Raw genomic sequence first — 12,490 nt, 5'->3', positions numbered from 1 at the left:
CTTCCTCAGCCCTGCACGGCCAGGACGAGGACGGCGATCACGAGGATCCCGACCGTCATCATGGCGGCGTAGGAGCGGACAAAACCGTTCTGCAGGGCGCGCAGCGCGCGTCCCAGACCCGAGCTCGTCCGGCCGAGGCCGGCGAACGCGCCGTCGACGAGCGTCGCGTCGCCGAAGACGAGCGAGCGGGTGAGGTACTGGCCGGGGCGCATGACGAGCCCCTCGTTCACCGCGTCCTGATAGAGGTCCTGGCGGGCCGCACGCGTGAGCAGCGAGCCGCGGGGCGCCTCGGCAGGGACGGTCGACGCCGCGTACTGGCGCCACGCGAGGAACGCGCCGACGAGGACGACGAGGATCGTCGAGACCATGATGACGGGGACCGCGATGACCGGGGCGTGGTGCTCGACGTGGCCGGTCACGGGCTCGAGCCACGTGACGAAGCCGTCGCCGATCGCGAGCACGCCGCCGAGGGCGACCGAGCCGACCGCGAGGACGATCATCGGGAGCGTCATGAGGATCGGCGACTCGTGCGGGTGCTGGTCCGGACCGGTCCCCTCCTTCTCCGACGTCCAGCGCTGCTTGCCGTGGAACGTCATGAAGAAGAGACGCGACATGTAGAACGCCGTGATGCCGGCGCCGAGGAGCGCGACCGTGCCGAACACCCACGGCTGCCAGCCCTCGCCGACGAACGCGGACTCGATGATCTTGTCCTTCGACCAGAAGCCGGAGAACGGCGGGATGCCGAGGATCGCGAGCCAGCCCGCGCCGAACGTCAGCCACGTGATCTTCATGTACTTCGACAGGCCGCCGAAGCGGCGCATGTCGACCTGGTCGTTCATGCCGTGCATGACCGAGCCGGCACCGAGGAACATGCCGGCCTTGAAGAAGCCGTGCGTGAGCAGGTGGAAGATCGCGAACGCGTAGCCGATCGGGCCGAGGCCCGCGGCGAGCATCATGTAGCCGATCTGGGACATCGTCGAGGCCGCGAGGGTCTTCTTGATGTCGTCCTTGGCGCAGCCGACGATCGCACCGAAGAGGAGCGTGATCGCACCGACGATCGCGACGACGAGGAGCGCCGTGGGCGCGCCCTCGAAGATCGCGCCCGAGCGGACGATGAGGTAGACGCCCGCGGTCACCATGGTCGCGGCGTGGATGAGAGCGGAGACGGGCGTCGGGCCCGCCATCGCGTCACCGAGCCACGCCTGCAGCGGGAACTGCGCCGACTTGCCGCACGCCGCGAGGAGCAGCATGAGGCCGATCGCCGTGAGCCTGCCCTCGTCCGCGCCCGCGGCCCCCGTGAGCACCGTCGTGAAGTCGAGGCCGCCGAACGTCGAGAACATGAGACCGAGCGCGACGATCATGCCGACGTCAGCGACGCGGTTCATGACGAACGCCTTCTTGGCCGCCGTCGCGTACGCCGGGACGTGGTTCCAGAAGCCGATGAGCAGGTACGACGCGAGACCCACGCCCTCCCAGCCGACGAACATCAGGAGGTAGGAGTCGGCGAGCACCAGCAGGAGCATCGAGGCGACGAAGAGGTTGAGGTACGCGAAGAAGCGCCGACGGGCGACGTCGTGCTCCATGTAGGCGACCGAGTACAGGTGGATGAGCGAGCCGACGAACGTCACGAGGATGACGAACGTCAGCGACAGCGGGTCGAGCCGCAGCCCGGCGACGAGGTCGAGCTCGGACGTCGAGATCCACGAGAAGAGGTCGACCTCGCGCACCCGCTCGCCCGCGGGCGAGCCGAGCAGGTCGAGAAGGAGACCCGCGCCGACGACGAACGCTGCGGTCGACGCGATGAGGCCGAGCCAGTGGCCCCACCGGTCGGCACGCCGACCGAGGAGGAGCAGGATGCCCGCGCTCACGAGGGGTGCCGCGACGAGCAGCCACGCGTTCTCCTGCCAGAAGCCGGCAGCGGCCATGGCGGGGGCGACCTCGGTCGCGACGGGAAGCATGGGAAGCATCAGCGCCTCAGCCCTTCAGCAGGTTGACGTCGTCGACCGAGGCCGACTTCCGGGTGCGGAAGATCGCCACGATGATCGCGAGGCCGACGACGACCTCGGCCGCGGCGACGACCATGACGAAGAACGCGATGACCTGGCCCGTGAGATCGCCGTGGATGCGGGCGAACGTCACGAACGCAAGGTTCGTGGCGTTGAGCATGAGCTCGACGCCCATGAACGCGATGATCGCGCTGCGGCGCAGCAGGACGGTCATGGCGCCGATCGCGAAGAGGATCATCGCGAGGTACAGGTAGTTGCTGACCTCCATCAGGCTTCTCCCTCCGTGGTCGCAGCGTCGGTATCGTCGACGTGGCCGCCGCGCTCGGCGGCCGTGTCGGTGGCCTGGTCGCCCGTCGTGAGCTCGGCCGTGGCGCGCGCCGCGACGAGCGTCGTCACGTCGGTGTCCAGACCGTGCTCCTGGCCACGGATCCGCAGGACGCGGGAGACCGAGGCCTCGATCGGGTTGCCCTCGGGGTCGAGCGCCGGCACGTCCATCGCGTTGTGACGCGCGTAGACGCCGGGGGCCGGCAGGTTGACGATGTGCTCGCCCGCGCGCAGACGCTCGGCTGCACGCTCCGGCTGCCCGATCTTCGGCGTGAGCCGGCGGCGGTGCGTGAGCACGAGCGCGGCGAGCGCGGCCGTGACGAGCAGCGCCGCGACGATCTCGAGGTCGAGCACGAAGTCGCTCATGAGGATGCGGGCGAGGCCCGCGGGGTTCGTCTCCGAGTTGGCCTCGTCGAGCCCGATCGTGGCGGGGAGCGCAGCTCGCGCGGTCACCGTGACGAGCAGCGTGCCCGTGCCGACACCCATGAGGATGCCGATCCAGCGCTGCCCCTTGATCGTCTCGACCGCGGACGTCGACGCATCGACACCCACGAGCATGAGGACGAAGACGAAGAGCATCATGACGGCGCCCGTGTAGACGACCACCTGGACGATGCCGAGGAACTCCGCCTGCTGCATGACGTAGACGACGGCGAGGCTCACCATGACCAAGATCATCGAGAGCGCCGCGTACACCGCCTTGCGCGCGAAGACGAGCCCGAGCGCCCCGAGCACCATGGCGGGGGCGATCACCCAGAAGAGCACCGCCTCCCCGGTCGAGGTCATCATCGGTTTCCTCCGTTCGCGTCGGGAGCGGCCACGGTGGCCTTCGCGGCCTCGCCGAGCGAGGCGTCGTCCGGCCGGCGCTCGCGCACCCAGTCGACCTGCGCCTGCGTCGGACCCGTGATCTCGCCGCGGTAGTACTCGAGGTCGTCCGTGCCCTCGACCATGGGGTGAGGTCCGGCGAGCATGCCCGCGCGCAGCGGCGCGAGCAGGTCGTCCTTCTCGAAGATCATGCCCTCGCGGGTCGGGCCCGCGAGCTCGTAGTCGTTCGTCATCGTGAGCGCCCGCGTCGGGCACGCCTCGATGCACAGGCCGCAGAAGATGCAGCGCAGGTAGTTGATCTGGTAGACGCGTCCGTAGCGCTCACCGGGAGAGACGTGCGCGCCCTCGGGGAGGTCGGCGTTGTCGCCGCCCTCGACGTAGATCGCGTCCGCCGGGCACGCCCACGCGCACAGCTCGCAGCCGATGCACTTCTCGAGACCGTCCGCGTACCGGTTGAGCTGGTGGCGGCCGTGGTAGCGCGGCTTCGTCGGCACCTTCTCGAACGGGTACTGCTCCGTGACGACGGGGCGGAACAGGTTCGCGAAGGTCACGCCGAACCCGGCGACGGGCGCCAGCAGCTCGGCGATCGGCCCGGGCTTCTTCGGGTTCTCAGTCACCGGAGGTCCCTTCCGTCGACGTGGTGGTATCGGACTCGGCCGTGACCTCGAGCACCGCGGTCGCGGCCGCAGCGGCGGCTGCGGCACGCCGGGCGGCGCGCGGCGACGGCGGGAGCTGCTGGCCGGGGAGCGGCGGGACGGGGAACCCGTCCGCGAAGGCGTCGAACGGCGCTGCCTCGGCCTTCTCCGCCTCCGGTTCCGCCTTCGTCGTGAACGACGAGACGACGAGGCCGAGGATCGCGATGACGAACAGCGCGATCGAGGCGTAGATGAAGAGCTGACGGTCGATCTCGCCGAACTCGACGACGCCCTGGTAGATGGCGACGACGACGAGCCACACGAGCGCGACGGGGATGAGGATCTTCCAGCCGAGCTTCATGAACTGGTCGTAGCGGAAGCGCAGCAGCGTGCCGCGGACCCACACGAAGATGAACATGAAGAACCAGACCTTGGCGAGGAACCAGAGGATCGGCCACCAGCCCTGGTTGAACATGCCGTCGTTGATCGCGGACAGCGGCCACGGGGCGCGCCAGCCGCCGAAGAAGAGCGTCGTGGCGACGGCCGACACGTTGAGCATGTTGATGTACTCCGCGAGGAAGAACCACGCGAACTTCATCGACGAGTACTCGGTCATGTATCCCGAGACGAGCTCGCCCTCGGCCTCGGGGAGGTCGAACGGCAGACGGTTGGTCTCACCGATCATCGAGATGATGTAGAGGATGAAGGCCGGCAGCAGCGGCAGCGCGTACCAGAAGCGCTCCTGCTGGCTGACGATCTCCGAGGTCGACATCGAACCCGCGAGCAGGAACACCGAGACGAGCGAGAGGCCCATCGCGAGCTCGTAGGAGATGATCTGCGCCGTCGAACGGACGCCGCCGAGCAGCGGATACGTCGAGCCCGACGACCAGCCGCCGAGGACGATGCCGTACACGCCGAGGGCCGCGCAAGCGAGGATGTAGAGCACGGCCACCGGGAAGTCGGTGAGCTGCGCGGGCGTCGAGAAGTCCGTGAACGGGATCCGGACCTCGGGCCCGAACGGGATGACCGCGTAGATGAGCAGCGAGCAGAACACGGAGATCATCGGCGCGATGATGTAGACGACCTTGTCGGCCATCTTCACCGTGATGTCCTCCTTCATGAGGAGCTTCATCGCGTCGGCGACGGCCTGGAGCAGACCGAGCGGACCGTGGACGTTCGGGCCGACGCGCACCTGCATGCGGGCGACGAGGCGGCGCTCGAACCACAGCGCCATGAGGACGCTCGTCAGCAGGAAGACGATGATGAGCACCGCCTTGACGAGGTACACCCAGATGTTGTCGCTGCTGAAGTCGGCGGCGATGCCGGGCACCGCCGGCGTCTCCGTCGCGACCGTCGCAGCGAGGGCGAGGGCGCCCATCATGCCTCCTCGGTGGTGGTGACGGTGCCCGCGGTGATCTGCACGACCGCACCGGGCAGGACGCCGAGAGCCGCGCGGACCGCGGAGCCGGGCGAGTTGGTCGGCAGCCAGACGACGTGGTCCGGCATGTCCGTGACGACCGCCGGCAGCTCGATGCGGCCGGCCGCGGTCGAGACGCGCAGCACGTCGCCGTCGGCGACCCCCGCGCCCTCGGCCGTCGCGGCCGAGAGGCGCGCGACCGCCTTGCGCGCGGTGCCCGCGAGGAACGGCTCGCCGTCCTGGCCACGGCCCGCGTCGAGCTGGAGGTGCCAGCTCGCGAGGACCGCCGTGCCGGGCGCAACGCCCGCGGGAGCGACCACGTCGGCCCCGGGGGCCGCGAGGCGCTCGCCGTCCCACGCGCCGAGCTGGTCGATCTCCTTGCGCAGGACGTTGCCGTCGCGCGCGCCGAGGTCGACGCCGAGGTGACGTGCGATCTCGTCGAGCACGCGGTGGTCCGGCAGGGCGTGCGACTCGAGGGCCTGGCGGAACGCGCGGACGCGTCCCTCCCAGTTGAGGTACGTGCCCGAGCGCTCGGCGGGCGGCGCGACCGGGAGGACGACGTCCGCAAGGTCGGTGACCTCGCTCGCGCGGACCTCGAGGCTCACGACGACGTCCGCCGCCTCGAGCGCGGCACGCGCCGCGACCGGGTCGGTGAGGTCGCCGATCTCGACACCGCCGACGAGGACGCCACGCAGCTCGCGCGCGGCGAGCGCCCCGAGGATGCCCTCGGCGTCACGGCCGGGGGCCGTCGGAAGGTTCTCGACGCCCCACGCGGCGGCGATGTCGACGCGCGCGGCCGCGTCTGCCACGGGACGACCGCCCGGCAGCAGACCGGGCAGCGTGCCCATCTCGACGCCGGCGCGCTCTCCGATGCGGCGCGGGATCCACGCGAGACGCGCACCCGTCGCCGAAGAGAGCCGCAGGACCGCCGAGAGCGCACCGGGCACCGAGGCGAGACGCTCGCCCACGAGGACGAGAGCACCCTCGGCGCCAAGCGCCTCGCGCAGCGGAGCGAGCGAAGGCTCGTCGGAGCCCGCGGCGAGCGCGTCGACGACCTCGGCCTCGAGGCCGGGAGCCGTCGGGACGAGCGTGCCGTCGAGTCGCTCGAGGCCGCGCGTCGCGAACGGCGCGAGCGACCAGACACGGGTGCGGCGGGCCTGCGTGCCCTTGCGGAGGCGCAGGAAGACGATGCCACCCTCCTCCTCGGGCTCGAACCCGACGAGCAGGACCGCCGGCGCCTTCTCGAGGTCGCCGAACGTCACGTCGATGCCGCGGCCCGCGACCGCGTGGCCGAGGAACGTCTCCTCCTCCACGGACGCGGGGCGCGCGCGGTGGTCGACGTCGTTCGTGCCGAGCGCGGCGCGCGCGAGCTTGCCGTACGCGTACGCGTCCTCGATCGTCAGACGGCCGCCCGGGAGGACGCCGACGCCGCCGGCGTCACGTGCCGCAGCGAGGCCCGTCGCCGCGACCTCGAGGGCCTCGGCCCACGACGCCGTGCGCAGCTCGCCGCGCGTGCCGTCGGCGGCACGGTCGCGCACGAGCGGGTGCGTGAGACGGTCGGGCGCGGTCTGCCAGTGGAACGCGAAGCGGTCCTTGTCGGAGATCCACTCCTCGTTGACCACCGCGTCGTCGCCCGCGAGGCGACGCATGACGGTGCCACGGCGGTGGTCGATGCGGATGGCCGAGCCGTTGGCGTCGTGCTCGGCGATCGACTCCGTCGAGATGAGGTCGAACGGACGCGACCGGAAGCGGTACGCGGCCGACGTCAGGGCGCCGACCGGGCAGATCTGCACGGTGTTGCCCGACCAGTACGAGGCGAACGCACGGCCCGACTCGTCCTCGGCGGCCGGGCCGACGGTCGCGTCGCCGAGCGGCGCATAACCGAGCACGGCCTCGTCGAACGTGCCGATCTGCTGGCTCGCGCCACGCTTCTGCAGGTCGATGAACTGGTCGCCCGCGATCTCCTTGCTGAAGCGCGTGCAGCGCTGGCAGAGGATGCAGCGCTCACGGTCGAGGAGCACCTGGGTCGAGACCTTGAGCGGCTTCGCGAACGTCCGCTTGACGTCCGTGTAGCGCGACGTCGTCCGACCGTCGGTCATCGCCTGGTTCTGCAGGGGGCACTCGCCGCCCTTGTCGCACGTCGGGCAGTCGAGCGGGTGGTTGATGAGCAGCAGCTCCATGACACCGTGCTGCGCCTTCGAGGCGACCGCCGAGGTGTTCTGGGTGTGCACCACCATGCCCGGCGAGACCTCCATCGCACACGACGGCTGCGGCTTCGGCATCGAGCGGACGTTGCCCTCACGGTCCGGCATCGCCACGTCGACGAGGCACTGACGGCACGCACCCACGGGCTTGAGCAGCGGGTGGTCGCAGAAGCGCGGGATCGCGATCCCGATCTCCTCCGCCGCACGGATGATGAGCGTGCCCTTCGGCACGGCGGTCTCGACCCCGTCGATCGTCAACGTGACGAGGTTCGGGTCGACGGCGACCGGCGCCTGGGAGTCGGTCGTGGAGGTCATGCGTGCACCGCCCCTGCTGCGGCGCCGGCGGACCGGCGCGGGGTGTAGTCGAACAGCGCGGACCGCGCCGGCGGGAACAGCTCGCTCGCGGGCTGCGTCATGCCGGCCTCGAACTCCTCGCGGAACAGCTGGACCGCAGAGGTGATCGAGGAGGTCGCACCGTCGCCGAGCGCGCAGAAGGCGCGCCCGAGGATGTTGTCGCAGATGTCGACGAGCTTCTCGATGTCGCCCGCCTCACCCTGACCGTGCTCGAGACGGTGAAGGATCTGCTTGAGCCAGTACGTGCCCTCGCGGCACGGCGTGCACTTGCCGCAGGACTCGTGCGCGTAGAAGTCGGTCCAGCGCGACACTGCGCGGACGACCGACGTCGTCTCGTCGAAGATCTGCAGCGCACGCGTGCCGAGCATCGAGCCCGCCGCGCCGACCGACTCGTAGTCGAGCGGCACGTCGAGGTGCGCGTCCGTGAAGATCGGCGTCGAGGAGCCGCCCGGCGTCCAGAACTTCAGCCGGTGGCCGTCGCGGATGCCGCCCGCCATCTCGAGGAGCTCGCGCAGCGTGATGCCGAGCGGCGCCTCGTACTGGCCGGGACGCGTCACGTGGCCCGAGAGCGAGAAGATGCCGTGGCCCGTCGAGCGCTCCGTGCCCATCGACGTGAACCAGTCCGAGCCGCCGCGCACGATCGCGGGGACCGAGGCGATGGACTCGACGTTGTTGACGACCGTCGGGCGCGCGTAGAGTCCCGCGACCGCAGGGAACGGGGGCTTGAGGCGCGGCTGACCACGACGGCCCTCGAGCGAGTCGAGGAGCGCGGTCTCCTCGCCGCAGATGTAGGCGCCCGCGCCCGCGTGGACCGTGACGTCGAGGTCGAAGCCCGAGCCGTGGATGTTCTTGCCCAGGTGACCGGCCGCGTACGCGTCGGCGACAGCCTTGAGCAGGCGGCGGTAGACGTGGACGACCTCGCCACGGATGTAGATGAACGAGTGGTGCGAGCCGATCGCGTAGCTCGTGATCGCGACGCCCTCGATGAGCAGGTGCGGGTCCGCCATCATGAGCGGGATGTCCTTGCACGTGCCGGGCTCGGACTCGTCAGCGTTGACGACGAGGTAGCGCGGGCCGCCGTCGGGCGCGGGGAGGAAGCCCCACTTCATGCCCGTCGGGAAGCCTGCACCACCGCGGCCGCGCAGGCCGGAGTCCTTGACGAGCTGCACGAGGTCCGTCTGCGACTGGCCGAGCGCCTTCTTGAGGCCCTCGTAGCCGCCCGCCTTCTCGTAGCTCGCGAGCTGCCAGGGCGTCTCGTCGCCCCAGGAGCGCGTGAGGATCGGGGTGAGGGAGGTCATCACTTCTCCTCGATGTCGACGTCGGCGTCGGACGGCGCGGGCCGGTCCGCGCTCGAGTGCTCCTCGCCCACGCCGGGAGCGGCGTCGGCCGGCGCGGCTGCGGCCGCGGCAACGGCCTCGCGCTCCCCGGCGTCGAACGACGGGGCGGTCCAGCCGTGCTCACGAGCGATCTCGAGCCCGGCGAGGCTCGCACCGCCCGCAGCGACGCCCTGGTCGGCGAGACCGTCGTCGAAGCCGGCGAGCACGCGGGACATCTCCTTGAACGACACGACCTTCTCGGGGCCGCGCGTCGGGGTGACGTCCTCGCCCGCGATGAGGCGGTCGACGACCCCGAGGGCCGAGTCTGCCGTCTGGTTGTCGAAGAACTCCCAGTTGATCATCATGACGGGCGCGAAGTCGCACGCCGCGTTGCACTCGACGCGCTCGAGCGTGATGCGACCGTCCTCGGTCGTCTCGTCGTGGCCGACGCCGAGCCGCTCCGAGAGCTGCTCGAAGATCTCGTCGCCGCCCATGATCGCGCAGAGCGTGTTCGTGCAGACGCCCACCGTGTACTCGCCGTTGGGACGGCGCTTGTACTGCGTGTAGAACGTCGCGACCGCGGAGACCGAGGCCGTCGTGAGGCCGAGGGTCTCGGCGCAGAACTCGATGCCGTGGCGCGAGACGTAGCCGTCCTCCGACTGCACGAGGTGCAGCAGCGGCAGGAGCGCGGAGCGCGCCTGCGGGTAGCGGGAGACGACGGCAGCCGCGTCGGCGTCGAGGCGCGCACGCACCTCGGGGGCGTATCCGGTCGTGGTCATCGGTCCACTCCTCCGAGCACCGGGTCGATCGAGGCCACGGCGACGACGACGTCGGCGAGCTGTCCGCCCTCGCACATCATCGAGACGGCCTGCAGGTTGTTGAACGACGGGTCCCGGAAGTGGGCCCGGTAGGGGCGCGTGCCCCCGTCGGAGACGAGGTGGACGCCGAGCTCGCCGCGAGGCGCCTCGACCGTCTGCCACACCTGCCCGGCCGGGACCCGGAAGCCCTCGGTGACGAGCTTGAAGTGGTGGATGAGCGCCTCCATCGAGGTGCCCATGATCTCCTTGATGTGGTCGAGCGAGTTGCCCTGACCGTCCGTGCCGATCGCCATCTGGGCGGGCCACGCGATCTTCTTGTCCGCGACCATGACCGGGCCGGAGCCCTTCTCGAGGCGCTCGAGCACCTGGTCGACGATCTTCAGCGACTCGTGGCACTCCGCGAGGCGCACGACGACGCGGTCGTACGCGTCGGCGCCCTGCGCGACCGGGACCTCGAAGTCGTAGGTCTCGTAGCCGCAGTACGGGTCCGTCTTGCGGACGTCGTACGGCAGACCGGCAGAGCGCAGGACGGGACCCGTCATACCGAGCGCCATGCACGCCGCGAGGTTGAGCTGCCCGACGCCCACGAGGCGCATCTTGAAGATGGGGTTCTCCATCATGAGCAGCTCGAGCTGGCCGATGTAGTGACGCACCTTGACGAGCGCCGCACGAGCCTCGGGGACGAAGCCCGGCGGGAGGTCCTGCGGAACGCCGCCGGGGCGGACGAAGCCGTGGTTCATGCGCAGGCCCGTGACGGCCTCGAACAGGCGGAGGATCTCCTCGCGGGCCGTGAACGACGTCGTCATGACCGTCGTCGCGCCCATCTCGTTGCCGCCCGTGCCGATCGCGATGAGGTGCGACGAGACGCGGTTGAGCTCCATGAGCAGCACGCGGATCTGCGAGGCACGCTCAGGGATGTCGTCCGTGATGCCGAGCAGCTTCTCGACGCCCAGGCAGAACGCGACCTCCTGGAAGAACGGCGCGAGGTAGTCCATGCGCGTGCAGTACGTGACGCCCTGCGTCCACGTCCTGAACTCCATGTTCTTCTCGATGCCCGTGTGGAGGTAGCCGATGCCGGCGCGGGCCTCCGTGACGGTCTCGCCGTCGATCTCGAGCATGAGGCGCAGCACGCCGTGCGTCGAGGGGTGCTGAGGACCCATGTTGACGACGATGCGCTCCTCGCCGAGGCGGGCCGCCTCCTCGGCGATCGACGACCAGTCGCCGTCGCCGTAGGCCTCGAACGACGGGACGCCGTTGTCGTCCGCGGGCTTGCCGGCGTCGCGCGTCGCGTGCGGGGTGGCGGTGCTCATGAGTAGGACCTCCGCGTGTCCGGCGAGGGGATGGTGGCGCCCTTGTACTCGACGGGGATGCCGCCGAGCGGGTAGTCCTTGCGCTGCGGGTGGCCGGGCCAGTCGTCAGGCATCTGGATGCGGGCGAGGGCCGGGTGTCCGTCGAAGACGATGCCGAAGAAGTCCCAGGTCTCGCGCTCGTGCCAGTCGTTCGTCGGGTAGATCGCGACGGTCGACGGGATGTTCGGGTCGGCGTCGGGAGCCGCGACCTCGAGCCGCACGCGGCGGCTGTGCGTCACCGACGTGAGGTGGTAGACGGCCCGCAGCTCGCGGCCGGTCGACTCGGGGTAGTGCACGCCCGAGACGCCGAGCGACAGCTCGAAGCGCAGGTCCTGGTCGTCGCGCAGCGCACGGCACACGGCGACGAGGTGCTCGCGGGCGACCTCGACCGTCAGCTCGTCGCGGTCGACGACGACGCCCGTGACGGCCTTCGCGGCCAGACCGGGCTCGGTCTCCTCGAGGACCTCGAGCAGCACGTCGACGACCTCGTCGAAGTAGCCGCCGTACGGACGCGCGGAGGAGCCGGGCATCGCGACCTGGCGGACGAGACCGCCGAAGCCCGAGGTGTCACCCGTGCCGTGGATGCCCCACAGGCCCGCGCGCACCTCGACGACGTCGGGTCCGCGCAGCGCGCCCGCAGGCGCGGCGGCGACCTCGCCGCCGACGGGAGTGATCTCGTCGCTCATCGCAGGAGCCCCTTCATCTGGTGCGTCGGCGTCGCCTCGAGCGCCGCCGCCTCGACGGCCTTGACGACCTCACGACGGTGCGTGAGCAGCGGCTCCTTCTGCATCTGCCGCTGCAGCTCGTTGATCGCGTTGATGAGCATCTCCGGACGCGGCGGGCAGCCGGGCAGGTAGATGTCGACGGGCACGACGTGGTCGACGCCCTGGACGATCGCGTAGTTGTTGAACATGCCGCCGGACGACGCGCACACGCCCATGGAGAGGACCCACTTGGGCTCGGCCATCTGGTCGTAGACCTGACGGACGATGGGAGCCATCTTCTGGGAGACGCGGCCGGCGACGATCATGAGGTCGGCCTGGCGCGGCGAGGCACGGAAGACCTCCATGCCGTACCGAGCGAGGTCGAAGCGGGACGCACCCGCAGCCATCATCTCGATCGCGCAGCACGCGAGGCCGAACGTCACCGGCCAGATCGACGACTTGCGGGCCCAGCCCGCAAAGTCCTCGACGGTCGTGAGGAGGAAGCCCGAGGGGGCGGTCTCGTTGCTCATCTGCAGTC

At 70.4% G+C, this 12,490-nt stretch carries 11 protein-coding genes; all 11 read right to left on the bottom strand.

Annotation, left to right across the window (positions count from 1 at the left end):
* Positions 1 to 5: 5 nt before the first annotated feature.
* Genes nuoL through G7063_RS02440 form a run of 11 tightly spaced genes read right to left on the bottom strand, consistent with a single transcriptional unit; the run spans position 6 to position 12,482 of the window.
* Positions 6 to 1,925: an NADH-quinone oxidoreductase subunit L gene (nuoL, locus tag G7063_RS02490; protein ID WP_240916240.1), complete on the bottom strand. Its 1,920-nt coding sequence runs from the start codon at positions 1,923 to 1,925 to the stop codon at positions 6 to 8.
* Positions 1,926 to 1,974: 49 nt separating this feature from the next.
* The gene (nuoK, locus tag G7063_RS02485) at positions 1,975 to 2,274 is read right to left on the bottom strand and encodes an NADH-quinone oxidoreductase subunit NuoK (RefSeq protein ID WP_166412939.1); all 300 of its coding nucleotides are present in this window, start codon (positions 2,272 to 2,274) and stop codon (positions 1,975 to 1,977) included.
* The gene (locus G7063_RS02480; protein WP_370520730.1) at positions 2,274 to 3,116 is read right to left on the bottom strand and encodes an NADH-quinone oxidoreductase subunit J; all 843 of its coding nucleotides are present in this window, start codon (positions 3,114 to 3,116) and stop codon (positions 2,274 to 2,276) included. The genes nuoK and G7063_RS02480 overlap by 1 nt, the downstream gene beginning before the upstream one ends.
* Positions 3,116 to 3,772 (bottom strand): NADH-quinone oxidoreductase subunit NuoI, encoded by a 657-nt coding sequence (gene nuoI, locus G7063_RS02475; protein WP_206188195.1) that lies wholly within the window; start codon positions 3,770 to 3,772, stop codon positions 3,116 to 3,118. The genes G7063_RS02480 and nuoI overlap by 1 nt, the downstream gene beginning before the upstream one ends.
* Positions 3,765 to 5,168 (bottom strand): NADH-quinone oxidoreductase subunit NuoH, encoded by a 1,404-nt coding sequence (gene nuoH / locus G7063_RS02470; RefSeq protein ID WP_166412936.1) that lies wholly within the window; start codon positions 5,166 to 5,168, stop codon positions 3,765 to 3,767. Before nuoH ends, nuoI begins: the two co-directional genes overlap by 8 nt.
* Positions 5,168 to 7,726, bottom strand: coding sequence for an NADH-quinone oxidoreductase subunit G (locus G7063_RS02465; protein WP_166412935.1), 2,559 nt, complete (start codon positions 7,724 to 7,726; stop codon positions 5,168 to 5,170). Before G7063_RS02465 ends, nuoH begins: the two co-directional genes overlap by 1 nt.
* Positions 7,723 to 9,066, bottom strand: coding sequence for an NADH-quinone oxidoreductase subunit NuoF (nuoF, locus tag G7063_RS02460; RefSeq protein WP_166412934.1), 1,344 nt, complete (start codon positions 9,064 to 9,066; stop codon positions 7,723 to 7,725). Before nuoF ends, G7063_RS02465 begins: the two co-directional genes overlap by 4 nt.
* On the bottom strand, positions 9,063 to 9,860 hold the full coding sequence (gene nuoE, locus G7063_RS02455) for an NADH-quinone oxidoreductase subunit NuoE (protein WP_166412933.1): 798 nt from the start codon (positions 9,858 to 9,860) through the stop codon (positions 9,063 to 9,065). Before nuoE ends, nuoF begins: the two co-directional genes overlap by 4 nt.
* Positions 9,857 to 11,209: an NADH-quinone oxidoreductase subunit D gene (locus tag G7063_RS02450; RefSeq protein WP_166412932.1), complete on the bottom strand. Its 1,353-nt coding sequence runs from the start codon at positions 11,207 to 11,209 to the stop codon at positions 9,857 to 9,859. The genes nuoE and G7063_RS02450 overlap by 4 nt, the downstream gene beginning before the upstream one ends.
* Entirely contained in the window at positions 11,206 to 11,934 is a 729-nt protein-coding gene (locus G7063_RS02445) for an NADH-quinone oxidoreductase subunit C (RefSeq protein ID WP_166412931.1), read from the bottom strand. Before G7063_RS02445 ends, G7063_RS02450 begins: the two co-directional genes overlap by 4 nt.
* Complete coding sequence (locus G7063_RS02440) at positions 11,931 to 12,482, bottom strand: NADH-quinone oxidoreductase subunit B (RefSeq protein ID WP_166412930.1); 552 nt, start codon at positions 12,480 to 12,482, stop codon at positions 11,931 to 11,933. The genes G7063_RS02445 and G7063_RS02440 overlap by 4 nt, the downstream gene beginning before the upstream one ends.
* Between the last annotated feature and the right edge of the window lie 8 nt (positions 12,483 to 12,490).

Source organism: Sanguibacter sp. HDW7, from assembly GCF_011300875.1.
Lineage (GTDB): Bacteria > Actinomycetota > Actinomycetes > Actinomycetales > Cellulomonadaceae > Flavimobilis.
The sequence above is the reverse complement of the archived record's forward strand: the minus strand, read 5'-3'. Positions and strand labels throughout refer to the sequence as shown.